Raw genomic sequence first — 24,946 nt, forward strand, 5'->3', positions numbered from 1 at the left:
AACGCATTGCTCATTACAACGGATAGTCATAATCGACCAGCAACGGCGCATGGTCAGAAAATTTGATGTCTTTGTAGATGCTGGCCGAATTGAGCTTGCCCGAGAGCGATGGCGAAACAATATGGTAGTCGATGCGCCAACCCACATCTTTGGCATAAGCCTGCCCGCGATTGGACCACCAGGTGTAACCCGGCAGTTCCGGATAGAGCGTGCGCCAGGCATCGACCCAACCTTGCTCGGCAAACAGTTTGCCGATCCATGCCCGTTCTTCTGGCAGAAAACCTGAATTCTTCAGATTGCCTTTCCAGTTTTTCAGATCAAGCTCGCGGTGGGCGATATTCCAGTCACCAATCAGCACAATGTCGCGTCCGTTTTGCGCCAGCGCAGCCAGGTGGTGCCAGAAGCGTTCCATGAAGGCAAATTTGACGGTCTGGCGTTCTTCACCACTCGAACCCGACGGCAGATAGACCGAGACCACCGACAGATTGCCAAAGTCCGCCTGGATATAACGACCTTCGGAGTCAATATCCTCAATACCCAGCCCGATGACCACGTTGTCCGGCTTGCGACGGCAATACAGGCCTACGCCGCTATAGCCCTTCTTTTCGGCGCAATGAAAATAACCATGCATGCCATCCGGATTACGCATGAGATCGGTCAAATCGGCATCTTGCGCTTTCAGCTCTTGCAACCCGATCACGTCAGCTTTCTGGGTGGGAAGCCAGTCGAAGAAACCTTTATTGGCGGCGGAGCGAATGCCGTTCAGATTGGCAGAAATGATGCGCAAAGCGAGTCCCTCATCTGGATTTTCAGTGATTTCAAATCGCATGAGCCGGCACGGGGCGGGCATAATATGCTGTTTTTTGTCACCGGGGTTACGAAAAGCGGCAGTACGATGGCATAAACCGACGCTGGCTGCCTTGGCCCCATCATGGCCCCATCACAATTCTTGAAAGTCGCTTCGATTAAGTCGCAGCGGGCTTTCTATCGTTATCAGGAGGCAGTTTCACTATGTCCGATTTCCGCCAGGATTTCATCGAATTTGCCGTGGCACAGAATGTGCTGTGTTTTGGCGAGTTTATCACCAAAGCCGGACGCCCCTCGCCGTACTTCTTTAACGCCGGATTGTTCTACAACGGCGCGGCGCTGGGTCAACTGGCTCAGTTTTATGCAAAGGCAGCGGCTGCTGCCGGTATCGAGTTCGACGTGTTGTTCGGCCCGGCGTACAAGGGGATTGTGCTGGCTGCAACTACCGCAGTTGCACTGGCACAAGCCGGGCGGAACACCCCTTTTGCTTACAATCGTAAAGAAGCAAAAGATCACGGCGAAGGTGGCGTGCTGGTCGGGGCGCCGCTCAAAGGGCGCGTCTTGATTATCGATGACGTGATCTCTGCGGGTACGTCTGTCCGCGAATCCGTGGCGATGATCCGGGCACACGGCGCCGAGCCGGCCGGTGTGTTGATTGCGCTTGACCGGATGGAACGTGGTACAGGCGAGTTGTCTGCAGTACAAGAAGTTGAGCAGCAATATGGCATTCCGGTGATTCCAATTGCCACGCTGGATGACCTGATGAGCTATCTGGAAAACACTGCGGGCATGGCCGATAACTTGAAAAAAGCGGCGGCCTACCGCGAGCAATACGGGATTCGTCGGGACTGAGCGAAAACGCCGACCGGCAATTCCGGATATTTTGAGGGTAATGATGAAGTATTCAGGTTTGCCGGTCGTGCTGGCATTGTTGCTGGTCGCCGCTCAGGTTCATGCCGCGTTGTATCGTTGGGTGGATGATAACGGTCAGGTGCAATACAGCGACAAGCCGCCAGTGGCGGGCGCCAAAAAGGGCGTATCGGTGCTGGATACCCAAGGCATGGTGCGCAAGGAACCCGCGCCGCAACTGACGCCAGAAGAAAAAGCCCGGCTGCAAACTGAAAAAGCCCAGCAACTGGATCAACAACGGCGCGATCGCGCCTTGTTGCAGTCGTTCTCCAGCCCCAAAGATATTGATATCTTGCGCGACCGGCAGATCGAGTCGGTGCAAGCCAGCTTGCAAACCAACACACTGCGGCGCCAGAGCGGTCAGGCCAAGCTGGACCGGCTCAATACTCAGGTTGCAACTATCCAGAAACGCGGCAGAACTCCGCCCGCCGACATGCTGGGTGAGGTCTTGGCGACTCAGAAAGAAATCAACGATATCGATGACGATACCCGGGTTAAACAGGCCAGTATCGTTACCATTCGCCAGCATGCTGAAGAAGACAAAAAGCGGTTAAACGAGCTGCAGGCGGGCAGGTAAGCCGTCGCGTTTTATCCACATGACACAGCTGTTGTCCGGGCTAGGGTTATTGCCTGGCTTGACTTTGATTGCACAACAGTTAAATTCCCGGATGATTTTTGAGATCGATTTGCACCCGCCAGGCGGGTTTGCAGGTAAGGTCCGGATCGTAATCCGAGACATCTAATTTTCTATTCAGTGCAGCAACGCAACGGAGTCATCATGGCCAACGCAGCTCAGGGGCCCAAAATCGTTTTGGGGATTGATATCGGCGGTACCGGCATTAAAGGTGCCCCAGTCAATGTTGAAACCGGCGAACTGGCCGCCGAACGCGCCCGTTTTGATACACCCCAGCCCTCTACACCTGAAGCGGTCGCTGCTGTGGTCAAGCAGATGGTTGAGCATTTTCAGTGGAAAGGCCCGATTGGCTGTACCTTCCCGGCGATTGTGCGCAATGGCGTCACGCTGTCTGCCGCCAACGTCGATCAGACCTGGCTGAATGCCCCGGCAGAGCAAATCCTGGCTGACGGCGTGGGCCAACCGCTCAAGCTGCTCAACGATGCGGACGCTGCCGGTCTGGCAGAACAGACTTTCGGTGCCGCCAAAGGTCGTGCTGGCAAGGTGCTGGTCATTACCTTGGGTACCGGCATTGGCACGGCGCTGATTGTGGACGGCAAGCTCATTACCAATACCGAGTTTGGCCACCTGATTTTCCCGAAAGACACCATTGCCGAGAAATATTGTTCGGGCAAGGTCAAGGATGATCTTGATCTGAAATGGAAAGACTTCAATCCGCGCCTGAATGGCTACCTCAAGCATCTTGATTTGCTGCTGTCGCCAGACCTGGTGATTATCGGCGGCGGGATCAGCAAGAAGCACGAGAAGTTCATCCCGGAAATGACCGGCATTCGCTTCGAAGTGACCGCTGCAACGCTGCAAAACGATGCCGGCATCGTGGGCGCTGCGCTGGAAGCCGCCCATACCTACGGCGTGCTGTAATACCTGCCTGAAAACGGGGTGAAAAGCAGGGTCATCAGTGCAAGTTGGCCCGCCTTTTCACCCCGCTCTGTTCTGATTCCCCTGCGGGCGCACCTCACGTGGCGCAAGTGCCTGTTTTGCCGTAGAATATTGCCCCTTATGCAATCAAAGCGGTAGCACAGACCCCATGCTTTATCCCACTCGTTATGACGTCATCGTGGTTGGCGGCGGCCATGCCGGCACAGAAGCCGCGCTTGCGGCTGCGCGCATGGGGCAGAAGACACTGCTGCTGACCCACAATATTGAAACCCTCGGCCAGATGAGCTGCAATCCGTCGATTGGCGGCATTGGCAAAGGGCATCTGGTGCGTGAGGTTGATGCCTTGGGCGGCGCCATGGCGCTGGCTACCGATATGGGCGGCATTCAGTTTCGCACGCTCAATTCGTCCAAAGGCCCGGCCGTGCGTGCTACTCGCGCCCAGGCAGATCGCGTGCGTTACAAGGCCGCCATCCGCCACATGCTGGAAAACCAGCCCAATCTGGATTTGTTCCAGCAAGCGGTGGATGACCTGACGCTGGATGGCGATCGCGTTACCGGCGTGGTGACGCAGATCGGTATCCGTTTCGAGGCATCTGCCGTCGTGCTGACGGCCGGGACCTTCCTCGGCGGCAAGATCCATGTCGGTATGGAAAACCACACCGGCGGCCGCGCTGGTGATCCGGCATCGGTCACGTTGTCGCATCGTTTACGTGAACTGGATTTGCCAGTTGGTCGTCTGAAAACCGGCACCCCGCCGCGTATCGATGGCCGCACCATTGATTTCTCCGTGCTGGAAGAACAGCCAGGCGATACACCCGAGCCGGTGTTCTCGGTCCGCGGCAACGTGGGCATGCATCCGCATCAGTTGCCGTGCTGGGTGGCGCATACCAATCTGCAGACGCACGACATCATCCGCTCCGGTTTTGATCGCAGCCCGATGTTCACCGGCAAGATTGAAGGCGTTGGTCCGCGGTATTGCCCGTCGATTGAAGACAAGATCAATCGCTTTGCCGACAAAGACAGCCACCAGATTTTCCTGGAACCGGAAGGTCTGGATACCAACGAGTTCTATCCGAACGGTATCTCGACCAGCCTGCCATTTGATATCCAGCTTTCCGCCGTGCGTTCGATCAAGGGCCTGGAAAACGCCCGCATCATGCGTCCGGGTTACGCCATTGAATATGACTATTTTGATCCGCGCGGCCTGAAAGCGTCGTTTGAGACCAAAGCCATAACCGGTCTGTTTTTTGCGGGCCAGATCAATGGCACCACCGGCTATGAAGAAGCGGCGGCACAAGGTCTGTTTGCTGGCTTGAACGCCGCGCTGTTTGTCCGCGAACAGGAGGCATGGCTGCCAGGCCGTGACCAGGCTTATCTGGGCGTGCTGGTGGATGATCTTGTCACCCAAGGCGTGACTGAGCCGTACCGTATGTTCACTAGCCGCGCTGAATACCGCCTGCAATTGCGTGAAGACAATGCCGATCTGCGTCTGACCGAAACCGGCCGCCAGCTCGGCCTGGTGGGCGATGAGCAATGGGATCTGTTCTCGCGCAAACGCGATGCGGTGGAAGCCGAACTTGCCCGCCTGAAATCGACGTGGGTGAATCCGCGCATTCTGGATGCGGCGGAATCCGAACGGGTTCTGGGTAAGGCGATTGAGCGCGAATACACCCTGGTTGATCTGCTGCGTCGGCCGGAAGTTACGTATGCTTCGCTGTTGACCCTGACTGCGGCACAACCGAAAGAGGGCGAGGCACCGGTGACTGATCCGCTGGTGGCCGAACAAGTCGAAATCCAGGTTAAGTACCAGGGTTATATCGAACGACAACAATATGAAGTGGCCAAGCGCGATACGCTGGATGACTTCCGTTTGCCGGAAGGACTGGATTACACCCAGGTGGTGGGTCTGTCGATTGAAGCCCAGCAAAAGCTCAACAAGCATCGCCCGGAAACACTGGGCCAGGCCGGGCGGATTTCCGGAATTACGCCCGCCGCCGTTGCTTTGTTGTTGGTTCATTTAAAGAAAAAGCAGTTGGTTGAAACTGCGGGCAAAGCTGCCTGAGTCTGACCACTTCTAACCTAGACAGAAAACAAAAGAAAACCACTCATGAACGACGTGCTCAACGCCGGTCTGGCCACGCTGGGTATCCAGCTGGACGACGCGCAAAAACAGAAACTGCTCGACTATGTCGGCTTGCTGGAAAAATGGAACAAAACCTATAGCCTGACGGCGATTCGTGAGCCTGAGCGCATGGTGCCGCACCATTTGCTCGATTCGCTGGCGCCGCTGGCCGCTTTCCCCGCCGGGCAAAATGCCCGCATCCTGGATGTGGGTTCCGGCTTTGGTACCCCCGGCATTCCGCTGGCGATTGCCCGCCCGGATTGGCAACTGGTGTTGCTCGATTCCAATCACAAGAAAACCACCTTCTTGCGCCAGGCGCTGCTTGAGCTGCAATTGCCCAACGTTACCATTGTCAGCGACCGGGTCGAGGCCTATCACCCGGAAGCGCCTTTCCAGGTCATTACCTCGCGCGCATTCGCTGAATTGGGCGAGTTCGTCAAACTGACGCGCCACCTGTTGGCGAGCGGTGGTTACTGGGCCGCTCTCAAAGGCGTGTATCCTTATGAGGAAATTGCGCTGTTGCCCAAAGACCTCGTGGTGACCGAGGTTGCTCAATTGAAAGTGCCCGGCCTCGAAGCCGAGCGCTGTCTGGTTCTAATCAAAGAGGTGTGAAGTCTGATGACGCGTGTGCTTGCGATCGCAAACCAGAAAGGCGGAGTGGGTAAAACCACGACGGCGGTGAATCTGGCCGCCAGCCTGGTCCATCTGGGTAAACGCGTCATGCTGGTCGACCTGGACCCGCAAGCCAATGCCACGATGGGTTCGGGCATCGACAAGGGCAAGGTCGACGCCACGGTCTACAACCTGCTGATTGGCGAAGCGCAAATCAACGATGTACTGGTCAAATCCGAAAACGGTGGTTTTGATCTGTTGCCGGCCAATCGCGATCTGGCCGGTGCCGAAGTTGAACTGGTCGAGGCACAAGCTCGCGAGTCCCGCCTGAAAACCGCGCTGGGCGGTATTTCCGGTAATTACGATTTTGTGATTCTGGATTGCCCGCCTGCGCTGAACCTGCTGACGCTGAACGGCCTGGTCGCTGCTGACGCAGTGATGATTCCCATGCAGTGCGAGTACTACGCGCTGGAAGGTCTGTCGGACCTGGTCAACACCTTGCGCCGGGTGAAGCAAGGTTTGAATCGCCGCATCGAGATCGAAGGTTTGCTGCGGACGATGTTTGATCCGCGCTCCACGCTCGCCCAGCAAGTGTCGGATCAACTGGTCAAGCACTTCACTTCCAAGCTTTACCACACCGTGATTCCACGCAACGTACGTCTGGCAGAAGCGCCCAGTTATGGCCGCCCGATTCTGTCCTATGACAAAACCTCCAAAGGCGCGCAAGCCTATTTGCAACTCGCCGAAGAGTTGCTGGCACGGCATAATCCGGTCGATGCTGCACAGCCGGTTGTTTAAATTGCAGATGCAATCGCTGATGCCAATCCCATTCGCCGGAATCACCCGAACATGAACAAAAAATTCAAAGGCCTGGGTCGTGGCCTGGACGCATTGATGGGCGATGAGGCGGCCAACGAATCGCTTCAACAATTGCCCGTTACCAGTCTCCAACCGGGCAAATATCAGCCGCGTACGCAGATGGACGAAGCCGCGTTGCAAGAACTGGCCGAGTCGATTCGTTCGCAAGGCCTGATGCAGCCGGTGCTGGTGCGCCCGATTGCGGGTGGCCCGGAAGATCGTTACGAGATCATCGCCGGTGAACGCCGTTGGCGCGCTTGCCAACTGGCGGGCCTGACTGAAATTGCTGCGCTGGTCCGCGAAGTACCGGACGAAGCCGTGGCGGCGATGGCGCTGATCGAAAATATCCAGCGCGAAGACCTCAATGCGCTGGAAGAAGCCCAAGGCTTGTCGCGGCTGATTGATGAGTTTGGCATGACGCATGAAGCCGTTGCCCATGCGGTGGGTAAATCCCGTGTGACCGTAACCAATCTGCTGCGTTTGCTGAATCTGGCGGAACCGGTACGCGACTTGCTGGCGGCCGGTCAGTTCGACATGGGCCACGCGCGCGCATTGCTGGCGCTGCCAACGCTTAAGCAAATCGACACGGCGCGCACGGTAGCACTCAAAGGCTTGTCGGTGCGTGAAACTGAAGCGCTGGTGCAGCGTCTATTGCAAGAAGTGCCGGCACGTGAAGAAAAGAAAGCTGATCCGGATATCACCCGGCTGGAAGAAGAAGTTTCATCCCGTCTTGGCTCAACGGTTGCCATCAAGCATGGCAAACGCGGCAACGGCAAGTTGATGATCGACTACACTAGTCTGGATGACCTGGACCGTTTGCTGGCGCTATTGAAATAGTTGCAAAACGGACTTTCCGCCGGCCTGACCAGACCTGCAAGGCTAACGCACAATATTGGTGCAATTCTTGCGAGATGAGCGCCCGAAAACCCGGCATGGGTCAAAAACCCAGTAACTTCAATGTGTAAAATTGACGCGCAACAAGCGTCATCCGTATAATCGCCGGATATTTGCCTGGCGTAACAAAATGGTTAACAAAGCACAGATCCGGGGCATCATCCGGCTTAAGGCCTGGATTACTCTAGCGGTCGCGGTGCTCGTTTTTATTTTATGGGGTTCGCAAGCAGGAATTGCAAGTGTCATGGGTGGCACTGTCGCAGTTTTGGGTTCCCTCATTTACGCTAAAACGGCTTACCAGTTGCCTTATGGGCCGCCAGAAGTGCTGATGAAACTGCACTTTCTGGGCGAAGCACTAAAAATGGCGTTTACCCTGGTGGCCTTTGGGGCGATTTTCGTCTTTCACCGGAAGGTGGTCTGGCCAGCGCTTATCTTCGGATACGCTGCAGCGGCCTCGGCCTTCTGGTTCGGGCTTTTGATCAAATTTAAAGACAAGAAATAATCATGGCTGAACAGACCTCAACCGAATATATCCTTCACCATCTGACGCACAACCGTCTGCACACCGAAGGAACAATGGCCAATTTCCACCTGGATACATTCTGGGTGGCGCTGGTTCTTGGTTTCATCTTCGTCGGCGTTTTTGGTCTGGTTGCCCGCAAGGCAACTGACGGTGTGCCTGGCAAGTTGCAAAACTTTGTCGAGCTGATCGTCGAGATGGTCGACACCCATATCAAAGATACCTTCCATGGCAAGAGCAAGGTCATCGGCCCACTGGCGCTGACTATTTTCTGCTGGGTGTTCCTGATGAACGCCATGGACTTCTTCCCGGTTGACCTGTTCCCCATGATCGCGCAATGGATTGGCGTCACCTTCTTTGGTGCTGATCCTCACCATGTTTACCTGCGCGTGGTACCTACCGCCGACGTAAACCAGACATTCGCCATGTCGATCTCTGTGCTGTTGTACATCATTGGTTTCTCCATCAAGGCCAAGGGTCTGGGCGGCTGGATCAAGGAACTGTTCACCGCACCGTTCCATGCTGAAGGTACCGTCGGCAAGGTTTGTCTGCTGATCCCCAACTTCCTGTTCCAGTTGATTGAACTGATCGCCAAGCCGATTTCGCTGGCACTGCGGTTGTTCGGCAACATGTACGCCGGTGAACTGTTGTTCATCCTGATCGCACTGCTGCCTTGGTGGATCAACTGGGTGCTGGGCACACCGTGGGCTATCTTCCACGTGCTGGTTGTAACGCTGCAAGCATACGTATTCATGGTTCTCACCATCGTTTATCTGTCGATGGCGGTGGAAGACCACTAAGCCGGCTGGCGTCCGGTTTGGGCGCTGCGGTTTTAAAGTATCGCGCCGGGTAGCATTGCGCTGCCCGGTTCGAGTTACCCCCTTATCTTGTCAACTTCCTTTTCAGGAGATACAACAAAATGGCTGCACCCGAAGTAATCGCTAGCGTTCAAAGCGCAACTGCAATCGCTGCCGCACTGATGATTGGTCTGGCTGCACTCGGTACCGCTATCGGTTTCGCCATCCTGGGCGGCAAATTCCTCGAGTCCTCGGCTCGCCAACCGGAAATGATCCCGGTTCTGCAAACCAAGCTGTTCATTATCGCCGGTCTGCTGGATGCGATCTCCATGATCGGCGTCGGTGTTGCTCTGCTGTACACCTTCTCCAACCCGTTCCTCTCCGCACTCGCTGGTTAATTAGTCACGTCACCGCGAAAAACTGGAGGGCTACAACGTGGAATTCAATACTTCCCTCATTGGCCAGGTAATCACTTTTGCCTTGCTGGTGTGGTTCACGATGAAAATCGTGTGGCCTCCGCTGACCGGGATGATGGAAAAGCGCGCGCAGCGCATTGCTGAAGGTTTGTCGGCAGCAGATCGTGCCAAGCAAGATCTGGCCAATGCCGAAAAAGCTTCTGCTGAAAAGCTGCGTGAAGCCAAGCAACAAGCTACAGAGCTGATTGCCCAGGCTGAAAAACGCGCCAACCAAATCGTCGACGAGGCGAAAGACAAGGCCAAGGTGGAAAGCGATCGCCTGCTGGCGGGCGCCCAAGCCGAAATCACACAGCAAGTCGAACAGGCCAAGGGTGTGTTGCGTCAACAAGTGGCGAGCCTCGCCCTTGAAGGTGCAACCAAGATCCTGAAGCACGAAATCGACGCCGGCAAACATGCCGCGCTGTTGGATTCGATCAAAGCGGAACTGTAATCAGTCATGGCAGAACTCATCACCGTCGCAAGGCCGTACGCCGAGGCTGTGTTCCGTCTTGGTAAAGAAAGCGGCAAGCTGGACCAATGGTCCGAAGTGTTGGCAAAGCTCGGCGTTATCGCCGATGACAAGCTGGCGCAAACAGTCGCGTCCGACCCAAGATATTCCGCTGCTCAGGTTCAGCAATTGCTGGTCGAGCTGCTGGGCGCAGGCGTGAGCGATGAAGTGAAAAACTTCGTCACGCTGATTATCGAAAACGGCCGTTTCACTGTGCTTCCCGCCATCCGCGACTTGTATGAGTCGTACAAGGCTGCCGAAGCTGGCGAAGTGGAAGCGCAAATCGAATCGGCTTTCCCGCTCAATGCCGCTCAGGTCGAAGAACTCAAGACTTCGCTTGCCCAACACTTCAAACGCAAGGTGGCGGCTACAACCTCTACCAACCCCGAATTGATCGGCGGCGTAAAAGTGACGGTAGGTGATGTTGTGATCGACGCATCCATAGCCGGCAAGCTCTCTGAACTGGCGACGAGCCTGAAGAGTTAGGAGATTTTTAATGCAACTCAATCCGTCTGAAATCAGTGAACTGATTAAGGCCCGGATCCAGAACCTGTCCGAAGGCGCACAAACTGCGACCGTCGGCACGGTTGTGTCGGTCACCGACGGTATCGTCCGCGTTCACGGCTTGTCCGATGTAATGCAAGGCGAAATGCTGGAATTCCCGGGCAACACTTTCGGTCTGGCACTGAACCTGGAGCGTGACTCCGTTGGTGCCGTGGTGATGGGTGAATACACCCACATCTCCGAAGGCGATGAAGTCAAGTGTACCGGTCGTATTCTTGAAGTCCCGGTAGGTCCGGAACTGGTTGGCCGTGTGGTCAACTCGCTGGGTCAACCTATCGATGGCAAAGGCCCGATCAACGCCAAGCTGTCCAGCCCGATCGAAAAGATCGCGCCGGGCGTTATTGCGCGTCAATCGGTTGACCAGCCGCTGCAAACTGGCCTGAAAGCCATCGACACCATGGTGCCGATCGGTCGTGGCCAGCGTGAGCTGATCATTGGTGACCGTCAGACCGGCAAGACTGCCGTTGCTCTGGACGCGATCATCAACCAGAAGGGTACTGGCGTTACATGTATCTACGTTGCGATTGGCCAGAAGGCTTCGTCGATTGCCAACGTAGTGCGCAAGCTGGAAGAACACGGCGCGCTGGCTCACACCATTGTGGTGGCTGCCGCTGCATCTGAATCCGCTGCGCTGCAATACATTGCTGCTTACTCCGGTTGCGCAATGGGTGAGTACTTCCGCGATCGCGGCGAAGATGCCCTGATCGTATACGATGACTTGTCCAAGCAAGCCGTTGCTTACCGTCAAATCTCCCTGTTGCTGCGCCGTCCTCCGGGCCGCGAAGCATACCCGGGCGATGTGTTCTATCTGCACTCCCGTCTGCTCGAACGCGCTTCGCGTATCAATGCAGTTGAAGTTGAAAAACTCACCGGCGGCGAAGTGAAGGGCAAGACTGGTTCGCTGACTGCGCTGCCTATTATCGAAACCCAAGCGGGTGACGTGTCTGCATTCGTGCCGACCAACGTGATTTCGATTACCGATGGCCAGATCTTCCTGGAAACCGACTTGTTCAACGCCGGTATCCGTCCTGCGATGAACGCCGGTATCTCGGTGTCCCGCGTTGGCGGTGCAGCGCAGACCAAGGTGATCAAGAAGCTCGGCGGTGGTGTACGTCTGGCGCTGGCTCAGTATCGTGAACTGGCTGCGTTCGCGCAGTTTGCTTCCGACCTGGACGAAGCGACCCGCAAGCAGCTTGAGCGCGGCAAGATGGTGACCGAACTGATGAAGCAGGCTCAATACAGCCCGCTCAAGGTTGGCGAACTGGCCGTGACCTTGTTGCTGATTGCCAAGGGCAGCTACGACGATGTTCCAGTTAATCGCGCACTCGCATTCGAATCGGCCTTCCTGGCTGATCTGAAAGCGAACCACGCTGATTTGCTGGCCCGCGTTGATGCCAAGGGCGCCTTGTCGGATGAAGACGAAGCCACAGTGGTGAAAGCCGTGGCCGCGTTCAAAGCCAGCAGCGCGTACTGATTCGGTACTGAAAAAGGAACTGGATCATGGCAGGCGGTAAAGAAATCCGTACGAAGATCAAAAGCGTGAAAAACACGCAGAAGATCACCCGCGCTATGGAAATGGTCGCGACATCCAAAATGCGCAAGGCGCAAGAACGCATGCGTTCGGCCCGTCCTTACGGCGAAAAGATCCGCAACGTAGCGGCTCACCTTTCGCAAGCATTTGTGGACTACCCGCATCCATACCTCCAGAAGCGCGAAAGCGTTAAACGGGTTGGCCTGATCGTGGTTACGTCGGACAAAGGCCTGTGCGGTGGTTTGAATACCAACGTACTGCGCCAGTCCGTCACCAAGATGAAAGAACTGCACCAGCAAGGCGTCGAAGTTGCTGTTACCGCAATTGGTAACAAGGGTTTCAGCTTTATGACCCGCAACGGCGCCAAGGTGATTTCTTCTGCAGTAGCTCTGGGCGATACGCCTCACCTCGAATCCTTGATCGGACCGGTCAAGGTGATGGTGGATGCGTTTATCGCGGGCGAAGTAGACGAAGTCCAGCTGGTGTATACCAAATTCGTCAACACCATGAAGCAAGAGCCGACGGTAGAACAGCTGTTGCCCCTTTCCGGTGATGCCTTTGGGCAACCGGAACACGGCTACAACTGGGAATACCTGTACGAGCCGGATGCAAAGACCGTCATTGACGAACTGATGAATCGCTACGTGGAAGCGTTGATTTATCAAGCCGTGGCGGAAAACATTTCATCCGAGATGGCTGCGCGCATGGTGGCCATGAAGGCTGCAACCGATAACGCCGACAAGGTGATCGGCAACCTGCAACTGCTGTACAACAAGACGCGTCAAGCTGCGATTACCAAGGAACTCTCGGAAATCGTCTCTGGTGCGGCAGCAGTCTGATGCAGGCGGCTAACCGATTGATGCAAGCTATTAGGAACCTACGATGAGCCAAGGCAAAATTGTGCAAATCATTGGTCCGGTTGTGGACGTGGAATTCCCGCGCGACAACCTGCCCAAGGTGTATGACGCGCTCAAACTGGCCGAACCTGAACTGACGCTGGAAGTCCAGCAACAGTTGGGCGACGGCGTTGTGCGTGCGATCGCCATGGGTACGACCGATGGTCTGAAGCGCGGTCTTCTGGTATCCAACACCCACGCTCCGATTTCGGTTCCGGTGGGTCAGGCTACTCTGGGCCGTATCATGGACGTGTTGGGTAACCCGATTGACGATGCAGGCCCGGTTGAAACCGAAGCCCGCCGCGCCATTCACCAACTCGCCCCGAAATTCGACGAACTGAACCAGTCTATCGATCTGCTGGAAACCGGTATCAAGGTTATTGACTTGATTTGCCCGTTTGCCAAGGGTGGTAAGGTTGGTCTGTTCGGCGGCGCTGGTGTGGGCAAGACCGTCAACATGATGGAATTGATCAACAACATCGCCAAGGCACACTCGGGTCTGTCCGTGTTTGCCGGTGTGGGCGAACGTACCCGTGAAGGGAACGACTTCTACCACGAAATGAAAGACTCCAACGTCCTGGACAAAGTGGCGATGGTGTACGGCCAGATGAACGAACCGCCGGGCAACCGCCTGCGCGTAGCGTTGACTGGTCTGACCATTGCGGAAAACTTCCGTGACGAAGGTCGTGACATCCTGTTCTTCGTGGACAACATCTACCGCTACACGCTGGCTGGTACTGAAGTTTCCGCGTTGCTGGGCCGTATGCCTTCTGCTGTGGGCTATCAGCCTACGCTGGCAGAAGAAATGGGTGCTCTGCAAGAACGGATTACCTCGACCAAGGCTGGCTCGATCACCTCCATCCAGGCCGTTTACGTGCCAGCGGATGACTTGACCGATCCGTCGCCTGCAACCACCTTCGCCCACTTGGACGCAACCGTTGTGTTGTCGCGTGACATCGCTTCGCTGGGTATCTACCCTGCGGTCGATCCGCTTGACTCCACTTCGCGTCAGCTCGACCCGCAAGTTGTTGGCGACGAGCACTACAGCGTGGCGCGTGGCGTGCAGCAGACTTTGCAAAAGTACAAAGAATTGCAAGACATCATCGCAATTCTGGGTATGGATGAATTGTCGCCGGACGATAAGCTGTCCGTGGCTCGTGCCCGTAAAATCCAGCGTTTCCTGTCACAGCCGTTCCATGTGGCCGAAGTCTTTACTGGTTCACCAGGCAAGTACGTGCCACTGAAGGAAACCCTGAAGGGCTTCAAGGGCATTCTCAACGGTGATTACGACCACCTCCCCGAACAAGCCTTCTACATGGTTGGCGGTATCGAGGAAGCGATCGAAAAAGCCAAGACCTTGCAATAAGGGAGTAGGCTATGGCGATGACCATACATGTTGACGTGGTAAGCGCCGAATCGCTGATTTTCTCTGGTGTTGCTGAATTTTTCACAGCACCGGCAGAAGGCGGCGAAGTCGGTATTTACCCGCGCCATGCGCCTCTCCTGACTCGTATTCGTCCAGGTGCGATTCGCATCAAGCTGGCCAACACTCACGAACCGGATGTCATCCTGTACGTGTCTGGCGGCCTGCTTGAAGTGCAACCGCATTCGATCACTGTGCTGGCTGATACAGCCATCCGTGGTGCGGATATCGATGAAGCCAAGGCGCGTGAAGCCAAGGCCAAGGCTGAAGAGGGAATTAAAAACCGCAAGACCCAGATGGACTTCGCTATGGCGCAGGCCGAACTGGTGGAAGCGGTGGCAATGCTCTCAGTCGTGGAGAAGCTCAAGAAACGCGGTCACTAAGACGCGCCATTGTGCGATCCGGAAAAAGCAGCCTGCGGGCTGCTTTTTTTATTTCCGTAGTTTTGCAGTTTTGGCATGGCCGATTGAACGAGTGGTGAGTGCATTTACCAGCGGATCAGCGCGCTTGAGTCGATAATTGCGGCGTTTCCTATGTCACAGCTGCAGCTGACCGGTAAAATGGCGGCTATTGTTTTCCAGGATAAACCCATGTCCCGTCTTGATGTTGTAATCCTCGCTGCCGGCCAAGGCAAACGCATGTACTCGTCCCTGCCCAAGGTTTTGCACCGAATTGCCGGCAAACCGCTGGTGGGGCATGTACTGGACACGGCGCGCGCGCTGCAGCCCGCAAAAACGGTGGTCGTGTATGGCCACGGTGGTGATCAGGTGCAGGCAGCATTGAGCGTCGATGCTGATCTGGCTTGGGCTCATCAAGCGCACCAACTGGGCACTGGTCATGCGTTGGCGCAGGCTTTGCCCCATCTGAGCAGTGATATCACGCTGATGCTGTACGGCGACGTTCCGCTCACCCGCGTTGAAACATTGCAAGCCCTGCTGGCAGCCAGTGCCGATGGCAAGCTGGGCATTCTGACGGTGACGCTGGTTAACCCGACTGGTTACGGCCGCATCGTGCGTAATGCGGCGGGTGAAGTTCAAGCCATCGTCGAGCAAAAAGACGCATCGCCCGAACAAGCGGCGATTCGCGAAATCAACACCGGCATCCTGGCGCTGCCGACGGGGCGTCTGGCGCAGTGGCTGTCTGAACTGAAGAACGACAATGCTCAGGGCGAGTACTACGCGACCGATTTGATCGCTTTGGCCGTGCGTGATGGCGTACCGGTAGTGACGACACAACCGGCCGATGCCTGGGAAGCCGAAGGCATCAACAACAAAGTTCAGCTGGCGCAATTGGAGCGCATTCATCAAGCCAATCTGGCCCATGCATTGCTAGTGGCCGGGGTAACGCTGGCTGACCCGGCGCGTATTGATATCCGCGGCGAACTGAAGCATGGCAAAGACGTGTTTGTGGATGTGAATTGCATATTTGAAGGCTCGGTCACATTGGGCGATGGCGTGCAGATTGGCGCCAATTGCGTACTGCGTAATGTGCAGATTGCCGATGGTGCGGTGATTCACCCGTTCAGCCATCTGGAAAACGCAGAAGTGGGCGCAGGCTCGCTCATTGGCCCGTATGCCCGACTGCGTCCGGGTGCCAAGCTGGCCGAAGGCGTGCATATCGGCAACTTTGTTGAGGTCAAGAACGCACAGATCGGCACTGGCTCGAAGGTGAACCACCTGTCTTATATTGGCGATGCTCAAATTGGCCGCGATACGAATGTGGGCGCGGGTACCATCACCTGCAATTACGACGGTGTGAACAAGTTCGTGACGGTGATCGGGGACGAAGTCCGTATCGGCTCCAACAACTGTCTGGTTGCGCCTGTGACAATTGGCAATCGCGCAACCACCGGCGCTGGCTCGGTGATCAGCAAGAATGCGCCGGAAGGTGAGTTGACCATTGCCCGCGCACGGCAAGTGACCATTCCGGGCTGGAGCCGCCCGGTCAAAATCAAGAAAGACTAAGTCTGGGCGATGAAAGCTTATGCGGGCGTATCTTCCTGGGTTCTAACGAGGATGCGCACCGCATGAGCCGTGGGCCGGATTGGGGCGCCGCGCGCTTCGGCCACGGCTTCGGTCAACTCCGCACCCAGTAACAGAATCAAGGCCGAGTAATAGACCCATACCAGCAGCACCACCACGCTGCCCGCTGGTCCATAAGCACCGCCGACATCGCTGTTTTGTATGTAAAGACTGATGCCGATTTTGCCGAGGATGAACAACAGATCGGTCAACACGGCACCTGCCAGCGCATCGCGCCAGGCGATGATGGCATCGGGCAAGACCTTGAAGATGGCGGCAAACACGAACACGAAAATAGTGGTCGAAACACTCGCCTCCACCACCTGCCACGCCACGGTGTGGCCGGGCACAAACAAGCCGATCAGCGTACTGGCCGAAAAAGAAATCACCAGCAAAAACGCTACCGCCAACAACAGACCCACGGCGTTCATGCGTGAGCGCAGCCACCCGATCACCGCTTGACCCGGCCGCGAGCGCAAACCCCACACGCGATTGATTGCACCTTGCAGTTGTGCAAACACCGCCGAAGCGGCAATCAGGGTAATCGTCAGTCCGATGATCCCGGCCAGATTACCCACGCTGGGGCGGCTGGAGGCATTGCGAATTACCAGCTGGACGGCATCTGCGGCTTTCGGGCCAACCATGCGATTCAAGCCATCAATCAATTGGGTCTGATAATCCGGCGAGAGCGATGCCACCACCCACAGTAGCAAGACCAGCAGCGGGGCGAACGACAAGGCTGAGTAAAACGCCAACGCTGCCGCGCGCGTCATCAGCTCATCGTCAAAAAAGCCGTCAATGGTCTTGGAGACGACGCGTTGCGCCAGGTGCCAGAGCCCCAGCAGTTTCTGCCATAACATTCATGTTCTCCGATCACCGTGCGAGCAGCGTGCGCCACGCACCAGCCGTCTACTATCCGGGCAAGACCGTTTCGGCTGTCAGACAAACACCGCCGTGGGCCTCATGAACAAACGACAAGTATCGCCTCGTGTCGGTTCCTGGTGATTTTGCGGGATGCCCGTCGCCAAGCAGAGCGGCGGCCCATGCAGTGGTACAATCGAGGCTAATTCTGGCCTGTTTCCGGTAGATATACACCGGAACTACATCCCGCGCCGTCTTGCCTGGGATATGCCATCGCTGAATATCTCGACACAGAACACCGGATGCATCTCGTTTCTGTTGTCCACCAATTGAAAATAAGGATCATCCAATGAGTCTCAAATGCGGCATTGTGGGCTTGCCCAACGTCGGCAAATCCACACTCTTCAACGCCCTGACCAAAGCCGGGATCGAAGCGGCCAATTACCCGTTCTGCACCATTGAGCCGAACGTCGGTATCGTCGAAGTGCCGGATGCACGCCTGCAGCAGCTGGCGGACATCATCAACCCGCAAAAGATCGTTCCGGCGATTGTGGAGTTTGTGGATATCGCTGGCTTGGTGGCCGGTGCCAGCAAGGGCGAAGGTCTTGGTAACCAGTTCCTGGCCAATATCCGCGAAACCGATGCCATCGTGAATGTGGTGCGCTGCTTCAACGACGACAACATCATTCACGTTGCCGGCCGCGTTGACCCGATCGATGACATTGCCGTGATCGGTACCGAACTGGCACTGGCCGATATGGTGACCGTTGAGAAATCCATTCTGCGTGATGGCAAGAAAGCCCGCAGCGGTGACAAAGACGCACAACAACTGGTGGCGGTGCTGGAAAAACTGCTGCCCGTGCTGAATGAAGGCCGTCCCGTGCGTTCGGTTGGTCTGAGTGCCGATGAAAAAGCGCTGATCAAGCCACTGTGCCTGCTAACCGCCAAGCCAGCCATGTACGTTGCCAACGTGGCAGAAGATGGCTTCACCAACAATCCGCTGCTGGATAAAGTAACCGAATACGCCAAGACCGAAGGCGCGCCGGTTGTGGCCGTATGTGCCGCTATTGAGTCCGAAATTGCCGAGTTGCCGGATGAAGACAAAACCGAATTCCTGGCAGAGTTGGGTCTGGAAGAGCCAGGCCTGAATCGTCTGATCCGCGCTGGCTTCGAGCTGCTGGGCCTGCAAACCTACTTCACTGCCGGTGTGAAGGAAGTGCGCGCATGGACCATCCACAAGGGCGACACCGCGCCGCAGGCTGCGGGCGTTATCCACACCGACTTTGAGCGCGGCTTTATTCGTGCCCAAACTATCGCTTTCGCTGATTTCATCAGCTACAAGGGTGAGCAGGGCGCCAAAGAAGCCGGCAAGATGCGGGCCGAAGGCAAGGAATATGTGGTCAAAGACGGCGACGTCCTGAACTTCTTGTTCAACGTTTAAGCCTGGTACTTCGGGCTGTCTGATGCCTTCTGCTGGATCGACGGCCTCCCCAAAGAAAACCCCCGTACAAACGGGGGTTTTTTGTTTTATGGCGCGCAGCAAGTGAGTATCTGGTGCCTGCACGTCGACTATACGGATCACCGGGCGCGCGCCAAGAGACGTGAACCGCCCGCGGCATCGCTCGCGTAAAACCGGAGATTGCCTATGCTTACGGGGTAGGCAGTCGCTGCGGACGGTAACCATTGGTGTAACCGCTCATACAGCCTTGATTTTTTATATGTACGGGGTGTGGTCGCTCAAACCTCGTATACGCATCCTGCGGACACCAGCGTTGAACCTCAATTTCACCCACTATCGCAAGCTAGCTGACGAATCACTGCAGTCCGGCAGAATGTTCAGTCTGGCGGCCGGGCTGATACTGATACTGATGACCTCGGTTCTGGTTTTTGCAATTTATGGACTATTCCAGCAAACCGTTTGGGTATTGAGTGGGTTGAGCCGCAATCATTTCAATGGCGTTCTTATGATTCAACGTACCAACGAAGCGTTTGTGAGAAGTCTGACCCGCAATGATGTCGCTGTGCCAGTGAGCATGATCGACCATCAGCGCCTGCAACAATTGGCAGATGCCGTGTTGGCGTATCCCTCAAATAGTTTGTCCATTCTGGACAAAGAAGAATGGGGTCAGCCACTGGTTTTGCTAACCACTGATATCCCAATCAGTCGGGAACGGGCGCTGCACTTGGCCGAGCGTGGCTTGCGGTTTGCTTTTCTCTCGCCTTTTTTATGGTCAAACGAGGATAAGCGCCCGGCCTATGTCGTGGGAATAGACGTCGCCAGTGGCAGAGCGATTCTCAGTGCTCGCGAGGGCTATCTGCAGAAACTGCATCTCTCGCCCGCCACGCTACAACAGTTGCTAGAACGGATTCGCGCTGGCCAACTTGCCGGAAACCCAGATTCTCCATTCTGGCTGGCCGCCACAGAGGACCAGCTTGAGCGAATGCAGATGTTCAATTGTGTCCTGCCTGTTCGTGGGCCTGACGGCACCATTGACCGCTATGTCGTAACCGGAATCCCCACCAGCAGCTTGCCGCAGGATGTGGTAATTCCAGAACTGGATAAACAGTACTGGGGAAAAATGGTCAATCTGGTGAATGTCGGTTCATCCAGCTTGATCTGGTCAGCACCAGACTCCCGGTTGACCGTGGCTTCGTTGCAGGCCCACGCACCGGACCTTGGTGGGGCCGTCGTTTCCCGGTCCTGGTTTGATCACGGTTTTTTCTATATTGCTGGCAGAACCGGCCATCAAGCCTGGGGCGTGGTCTACGCGTACCCGGTTTCGGCTTTGTTGCTGATGAATCTCACCAGCATTAGCTGGATACTGCTGGTTTACGTGCTGTCAGTCAGCCTGCTTTTTTTTGCCGTGTACCAGGTCCGGCACCGGTATCTACGCCCTTGGGCCGCTCAACTCAAGCGCGCGCGGGAGGCCGAAGCAAGCAGCCGCCAGGCCGCCATCGCGGCTAACGAAGCCAAGTCGACCTTTCTGGCGACCATGAGCCACGAAATACGCACCCCGCTGTATGGCATGCTGGGAACGCTGGATTTGCTATCCGAGTCCGATATGCCCGCTACCCGGGGTGAAGCTCTTCAGACCATGCGTGAATCGTCGCAAACGCTGCTGGCGATCATTGACGACATTCTGGATTTTTCGCGAATCGAGTCGGGTGCGTTACGGCTGGAACATCTTCCCTATGCGCCGGTGCCGATCCTGGAAAGCGTAGTACGTAGCTTTTATCCGCTTGCCCACAAAAAAGGGCTGAAGTTGTATTGCCAATTGCAGCCAGGCCTGCCCGAACTACTGGGCGACGCCACCCGTCTGCGTCAGATTGTGGGCAATCTGTTATCCAACGCCATCAAGTTCACCCAGACTGGCAGCGTAACCCTGCGGCTGTGGCTGGAAGCGCGCAGCACACAGCTCACACCGATAGCTGGCGAGGAATCCGCCGCTGGCTTCTCATATTTAGTATTTAGTGTTCGCGATACCGGGATTGGCATCGATCCTGCCACGCAAAAGCAACTGTTTGAGCCCTTTATACAAGCGGATGCCAGCGTGACCCGGCAATTTGGTGGCACCGGTCTGGGGTTGTCGATTTGCCGCAGACTGGTCCATTTAATGGGGGGCGAAATCAGTCTGCAAAGCGAGCCCGACGTGGGTAGCTGCTTTACTGTCAGCGTCCCTGCACATCTGGCCGCTGTTGCACCCAACGCCGCCGCTGCGACGCCGCCAGAATTGCGACCCGTCGTCGATTTGCAAATAGATGATCCACAAGTGCGCGACAACATTGCGCAGCAACTGCAGAAGGCTGGCTATCCAATTCATATTGCTGGCGCGCCAGTGTCCGATGCGGGACGCGGGATCGTGCAAGTCACCGCGGGAACGCGGCAAGGATCTGCCAGCCGCTCTCAGGCCGCCGACCCGGGCAAGCCCGTGATCCGACTGCTTCCCGACGGCCCGCTAATCCCGCAACAAATGCAGCACGAAATTTGCGCCAGTTTGTATAGCCAGGAATCACTGTCGTCGGCACTCAGTCTGGCAAGCGGGCAAGGTCTCACTGCCGTCCAAAACCCCGCGTTGCCACCGGTCCAACCAATAGTGGGCCTGCGCATTTTGATTGCGGAAGATCACCCGCTGAACCGTCAACTTCTCAAGAAACAGCTGGAAGCCCTCGGCGGTACGGTTCAGGCGGTCGAAAATGGTTATCAGCTGCTGGAGGCATTGCAGCATGCAACGTTCGACATAATCTTCACCGATGTGAATATGCCCGGTATGGATGGCTACGCGCTAGCGCGTGCCTTGCGTGCCCAAGGCAATGCCACCCCGCTGATCGGAATCACCGCCAGCGTGTTTCCGGGAGAACGGGAGCGTTGCCTGGCCGCAGGTATGAATGTCGCGTTATTCAAACCGATATTGCTCAAAGACCTTCGCCAGGTGCTCAGCGCAATTGTGCCAACCGCCTCGGCTATTACGTCCGACGTGAACGTGGTTGATGAAGATGGGCTCTCAAGGGTTCTCGTCGAAGATCCGGCCCTTCAACGAGCTTTTGTCGCCAGCGTGCAGCAAGACTTGAACGTTATCCGGCATGCCGTGGAGCAAGGCGACGCCCTGACATTGCGTCGGCATGCGCACCGGATGCGCGGTGCTTTCAGTGCTGTCCCGGACGGGGAAGATATCCAGGAGTCGTGCCGGGCGCTGGAGCTGATGGCAGCACACATGCAGGACGAAGCCGTAGTCGCGCTTGCTGGTCTGGAGACATATATCGAAACGTTTTTCAGCGAGCTGCCAATCGCCACCCCAAGTGGCGAGTGAAGCTTCAAAACGGTTCGGAAAGCTACACGGTTGTAAGAGAGATCACGCCTGGATGTGCAAAATAATGACATTTACGATAAAAACTAAGGATTACCCTAGAGCCACAACAACGGAAAAAACCTAGTATTCCGGCAGATAAACAAGGACTTGCCTTAAGCGATCGGAGTACTAATGATCAAACCCATTTGTTTCAGTCTGCGCAAGGAAGAGGAAATACAGCATGGTCAAAATCATCGTTGCCGACGACCACCCCATCGTCCGGGCCGGGATAGCGCTGGAAATCGCCAAAAACCCGGATTTCGAGTTGGTCGCTGAAGCCGCCAGCTCCACTGACTTGATGCAAATTCTTGAGCAAGACCCTTGTGACGTATTGGTTACAGATTACTCCATGCCTGGCGGCAAATTCGGTGATGGCCTGCCCTTGTTGCAACTGCTGCAACGCCGTTTTCCCGCGCTAAAGATTGTGGTGATGACCATGCTGGATAACCCCGCGTTGATCCGTAGCATCCAGAAAGTAGGCATCAACGCCATTCTCAACAAAAGCGACAAAGCCTCGCACGTGGTTTCGGCCATTAACGCGGTTTATCAAGGCGGCGGCTATGTGCCCCTGTCAGTGCGAAACCTGCTCGAAACCGCGGGCCCGCAACAGTTTGAACAGCGTTTGTCCAAGCGGGAAATGGAAGTCTTGCGCCTGTGTGCCTCTGGCGTATCCATTGTTGAAATTGCGCGCATATCCAATCGCAGTACCAAGACGATCAGCGCCCAGAAATCTGTAGCAATGCGTAAGTTAGGGCTCGAGAACGACCACGATCTATTTCAGTACGCTGTCACCACCGGGTTGATCAGCCCCGCTGGCTAAATCAACATAAAGCTTGGTCTCACGCCATTCGTTGAATGCTCAATTTTTGCCTCCAACCGGCCCTCCCGGTCAGCAGGCAGGTCTGTCGCTCCTGCCAATACTGTTGGTAGAAACGCTGCAATACAGCAATTTACTATTTTTAAGGCATCGCTGATTCAAGTCATTGCATGGCAAGAGCATTATTCGACCGGTCACTTGGGTGATGTTTGATTCGGAATTTAAAAGCTCCGATTCACTTGACGTCTATGAAAGCATGTGAGCTGGGTTAATTGGCTCGTCAGTTGCATAGACGTGCCGCAATGAGAATTGAAAATACGGACCAAATTAAAACCGTAGACATTGCAGCCAAGGCCAATTCAAGCAAGTGAGATTAAGTCGGGGATTTACTTTCTGGCTTTTTGCTATTATTTTTTTGGAATTTACCAATCATGATGAAGAAACTGATTCCTGCACTGATCATTGGCATGGGCCTGTCCGCTGGTGCTTTTGCTTCTGATGGCACCATCACCATTAACGGCGCACTGACGGCACAAACATGTACCATCGTCGGTAACAATCAAGGTAGCGATTTCACTGTTACCCTGCCAACAATTTCCACCGCTACTCTCGCCACACCAAACTCCATTGCAGGTGCCGTTCCTTTCAGTATCGTTCTGTCTGCTTGTACGCCAGCTACTGGCAACGTGGCTACTTATTTTGAATACGGTGCCAATACCCTGGCCGACGGTAATCTGAAGAACGCAACGGGCAGCGCAACCTCTGTTGAAGTGCAATTGCTGAATGGCGATATGTCCCCCATTGATGTCAGCAAGGGTAGCACCACGCTGCAAAATTCGGCAGTCAAGTTCCTCGCTTCTGGCGGCGCCACCCTGCCTTACGTAGCCCGCTATACTTCGCCACTGGGTAACGCGACCGCTGGTGATGTGAAGACCACTGTTACCTATTCGATGACATATCAGTAACAGGGTAATTGCCTCGGGGCGATCTTGTCCTTGAGGGATATTCCTGATCAGGTTGGGCCGAATGGCCCAACCTGCTTTTGTAGAAAGATATTTCCGGCCGAATTGAATGTTTCTTATCCGGAATTCTTGTTCCGGAAATTGTTTGCTTTATTTTGCTTGGTTAATTGTCATGAATATCAAAAAAATCGTTTATAGCTCACTTGTTACCGGACTGCTGCTCATTGGCGGACTGCTGCCATTTGCTGCTCAAGCCTCGGTGGTGATTGCCGGTACGCGAGTGATTTATAACGCACAGGATTCTGAAGTCACCATCAAGTTGTCCAATAACGGTGAAAAACCCGCTTTGACCCAAGTCTGGCTGGATAAGGGTGACCCGAAGGCAGACCCGTCCAGAATTGACCTGCCGTTCACCATTACCCCGCCGATGTCGCGCATCGACCCGGCCAAGGCGCAAACGCTGCGCATTGCCTATACCGGCGAACCGCTGCCGCAGGATAAAGAATCCGTGTTCTGGCTCAACATGCTGGAAATCCCGCCCAAGCCCATGGCGGACGAGGCCGGTGCCAACCACATGCAACTGGCGTTCCGTTCCCGCATCAAGTTCTTCTTCCGTCCGGCCGGGCTCAAGGGCTCGGTCAATGATGCCCCGGGCAAGCTGACCTGGCATGTTGCCGACAAGGGAGGCAAGCAGGTGCTGCAGGTGACCAATCCCACGCTCTACCACGTGACCGTCATTGCCGCGGCAGTGGGTGCTGCCAAGTTTGACGACGGCGACATGGTGGCACCTGGCGGTACCCTGGATATCCCCCTGAAAGGCCACGCCGCCGCTGCAGCGGGTACCAAAGTGCAGTTCACCACCCTCAACGACTACGGCGGCCCAGTGCAGGGCGAGGGCGTATTGCAGTAGCAGTGGCGCTCTTGTTCCCGGGGCAACCAGCCCGTAAAGCGCCAGTCACCTCGCCAGAC

24 protein-coding genes are annotated in these 24,946 nt (G+C 55.7%); 22 read left to right on the forward strand and 2 right to left on the reverse strand.

Annotated elements, in window-relative coordinates; translation table 11 throughout:
- Positions 1–13: 13 nt before the first annotated feature.
- A complete protein-coding gene (locus P4L78_RS20535; protein WP_309330370.1) occupies positions 14–829 on the reverse strand; it encodes an exodeoxyribonuclease III in 816 nt (271 codons plus the stop codon).
- A 182-nt stretch (positions 830–1,011) separates the two neighbouring features.
- Here P4L78_RS20535 and pyrE point away from each other — a divergent pair, with 182 nt between their 5' ends.
- The 17 genes from pyrE to glmU all read left to right on the forward strand — a co-directional run bounded on the left by pyrE (position 1,012) and on the right by glmU (position 16,433).
- Positions 1,012–1,659: an orotate phosphoribosyltransferase gene (gene pyrE, locus P4L78_RS20540; protein WP_283151383.1), complete on the forward strand. Its 648-nt coding sequence runs from the start codon at positions 1,012–1,014 to the stop codon at positions 1,657–1,659.
- A gap of 40 nt (positions 1,660–1,699) precedes the next feature.
- Positions 1,700–2,293, forward strand: coding sequence for a DUF4124 domain-containing protein (locus P4L78_RS20545; RefSeq protein WP_309330372.1), 594 nt, complete (start codon positions 1,700–1,702; stop codon positions 2,291–2,293).
- Positions 2,294–2,494: 201 nt separating this feature from the next.
- Positions 2,495–3,271 (forward strand): polyphosphate--glucose phosphotransferase, encoded by a 777-nt coding sequence (ppgK, locus tag P4L78_RS20550; RefSeq protein WP_283151385.1) that lies wholly within the window; start codon positions 2,495–2,497, stop codon positions 3,269–3,271.
- Between the two features lie 166 nt (positions 3,272–3,437).
- Entirely contained in the window at positions 3,438–5,351 is a 1,914-nt protein-coding gene (mnmG, locus tag P4L78_RS20555) for a tRNA uridine-5-carboxymethylaminomethyl(34) synthesis enzyme MnmG (RefSeq protein ID WP_309330373.1), read from the forward strand.
- Positions 5,352–5,396: 45 nt separating this feature from the next.
- Positions 5,397–6,023, forward strand: a complete 627-nt coding sequence (gene rsmG / locus P4L78_RS20560; RefSeq protein ID WP_309330375.1) for a 16S rRNA (guanine(527)-N(7))-methyltransferase RsmG — start codon at positions 5,397–5,399, stop codon at positions 6,021–6,023.
- Between the two features lie 6 nt (positions 6,024–6,029).
- Positions 6,030–6,821, forward strand: coding sequence for an AAA family ATPase (locus P4L78_RS20565; RefSeq protein ID WP_390901576.1), 792 nt, complete (start codon positions 6,030–6,032; stop codon positions 6,819–6,821).
- Positions 6,822–6,872: 51 nt separating this feature from the next.
- Complete coding sequence (locus P4L78_RS20570) at positions 6,873–7,718, forward strand: ParB/RepB/Spo0J family partition protein (RefSeq protein ID WP_309330378.1); 846 nt, start codon at positions 6,873–6,875, stop codon at positions 7,716–7,718.
- 187 nt (positions 7,719–7,905) lie between these two features.
- Positions 7,906–8,277, forward strand: coding sequence for an ATP synthase subunit I (locus P4L78_RS20575; RefSeq protein WP_283147460.1), 372 nt, complete (start codon positions 7,906–7,908; stop codon positions 8,275–8,277).
- Positions 8,278–8,279: 2 nt separating this feature from the next.
- Positions 8,280–9,095, forward strand: a complete 816-nt coding sequence (gene atpB / locus P4L78_RS20580; RefSeq protein ID WP_405051581.1) for a F0F1 ATP synthase subunit A — start codon at positions 8,280–8,282, stop codon at positions 9,093–9,095.
- A gap of 119 nt (positions 9,096–9,214) precedes the next feature.
- Entirely contained in the window at positions 9,215–9,490 is a 276-nt protein-coding gene (gene atpE, locus P4L78_RS20585; protein ID WP_053938443.1) for a F0F1 ATP synthase subunit C, read from the forward strand.
- A gap of 37 nt (positions 9,491–9,527) precedes the next feature.
- The gene (locus P4L78_RS20590; protein ID WP_283147461.1) at positions 9,528–9,998 is read left to right on the forward strand and encodes a F0F1 ATP synthase subunit B; all 471 of its coding nucleotides are present in this window, start codon (positions 9,528–9,530) and stop codon (positions 9,996–9,998) included.
- 6 nt (positions 9,999–10,004) lie between these two features.
- Complete coding sequence (locus P4L78_RS20595; RefSeq protein ID WP_283147462.1) at positions 10,005–10,541, forward strand: F0F1 ATP synthase subunit delta; 537 nt, start codon at positions 10,005–10,007, stop codon at positions 10,539–10,541.
- A 10-nt stretch (positions 10,542–10,551) separates the two neighbouring features.
- Positions 10,552–12,093, forward strand: a complete 1,542-nt coding sequence (atpA, locus tag P4L78_RS20600) for a F0F1 ATP synthase subunit alpha (protein ID WP_283147463.1) — start codon at positions 10,552–10,554, stop codon at positions 12,091–12,093.
- 26 nt (positions 12,094–12,119) lie between these two features.
- Positions 12,120–12,989, forward strand: a complete 870-nt coding sequence (gene atpG / locus P4L78_RS20605) for a F0F1 ATP synthase subunit gamma (protein WP_309330381.1) — start codon at positions 12,120–12,122, stop codon at positions 12,987–12,989.
- 43 nt (positions 12,990–13,032) lie between these two features.
- Positions 13,033–14,412 (forward strand): F0F1 ATP synthase subunit beta, encoded by a 1,380-nt coding sequence (gene atpD / locus P4L78_RS20610; RefSeq protein WP_309330383.1) that lies wholly within the window; start codon positions 13,033–13,035, stop codon positions 14,410–14,412.
- A gap of 11 nt (positions 14,413–14,423) precedes the next feature.
- On the forward strand, positions 14,424–14,852 hold the full coding sequence (locus P4L78_RS20615; RefSeq protein WP_283147466.1) for a F0F1 ATP synthase subunit epsilon: 429 nt from the start codon (positions 14,424–14,426) through the stop codon (positions 14,850–14,852).
- 207 nt (positions 14,853–15,059) lie between these two features.
- Positions 15,060–16,433: a bifunctional UDP-N-acetylglucosamine diphosphorylase/glucosamine-1-phosphate N-acetyltransferase GlmU gene (glmU, locus tag P4L78_RS20620; RefSeq protein ID WP_283147467.1), complete on the forward strand. Its 1,374-nt coding sequence runs from the start codon at positions 15,060–15,062 to the stop codon at positions 16,431–16,433.
- 17 nt (positions 16,434–16,450) lie between these two features.
- Here glmU and P4L78_RS20625 read toward each other — a convergent pair whose 3' ends face one another.
- Complete coding sequence (locus P4L78_RS20625) at positions 16,451–17,350, reverse strand: YihY/virulence factor BrkB family protein (RefSeq protein WP_309330385.1); 900 nt, start codon at positions 17,348–17,350, stop codon at positions 16,451–16,453.
- 350 nt (positions 17,351–17,700) lie between these two features.
- Between P4L78_RS20625 and ychF the strand changes: the two genes are divergently transcribed.
- The 5 genes from ychF to P4L78_RS20650 all read left to right on the forward strand — a co-directional run bounded on the left by ychF (position 17,701) and on the right by P4L78_RS20650 (position 24,887).
- The gene (gene ychF / locus P4L78_RS20630; protein ID WP_283147469.1) at positions 17,701–18,792 is read left to right on the forward strand and encodes a redox-regulated ATPase YchF; all 1,092 of its coding nucleotides are present in this window, start codon (positions 17,701–17,703) and stop codon (positions 18,790–18,792) included.
- A 523-nt stretch (positions 18,793–19,315) separates the two neighbouring features.
- Positions 19,316–22,159 carry an ATP-binding protein gene (locus P4L78_RS20635; RefSeq protein ID WP_309330387.1) on the forward strand — a complete coding sequence of 948 codons (2,844 nt, stop codon included), beginning with the start codon at positions 19,316–19,318 and terminating at the stop codon, positions 22,157–22,159.
- A gap of 220 nt (positions 22,160–22,379) precedes the next feature.
- A complete protein-coding gene (locus tag P4L78_RS20640; protein ID WP_309330389.1) occupies positions 22,380–23,018 on the forward strand; it encodes a response regulator transcription factor in 639 nt (212 codons plus the stop codon).
- A 428-nt stretch (positions 23,019–23,446) separates the two neighbouring features.
- On the forward strand, positions 23,447–23,980 hold the full coding sequence (locus P4L78_RS20645; RefSeq protein ID WP_309330391.1) for a fimbrial protein: 534 nt from the start codon (positions 23,447–23,449) through the stop codon (positions 23,978–23,980).
- Between the two features lie 169 nt (positions 23,981–24,149).
- Entirely contained in the window at positions 24,150–24,887 is a 738-nt protein-coding gene (locus P4L78_RS20650; RefSeq protein WP_309330393.1) for a fimbria/pilus periplasmic chaperone, read from the forward strand.
- The last annotated feature ends 59 nt before the right edge of the window (positions 24,888–24,946 follow it).

This window comes from Silvimonas sp. (genome assembly GCF_031291215.1).
GTDB lineage: Bacteria > Pseudomonadota > Gammaproteobacteria > Burkholderiales > Chitinibacteraceae > Silvimonas > Silvimonas soli.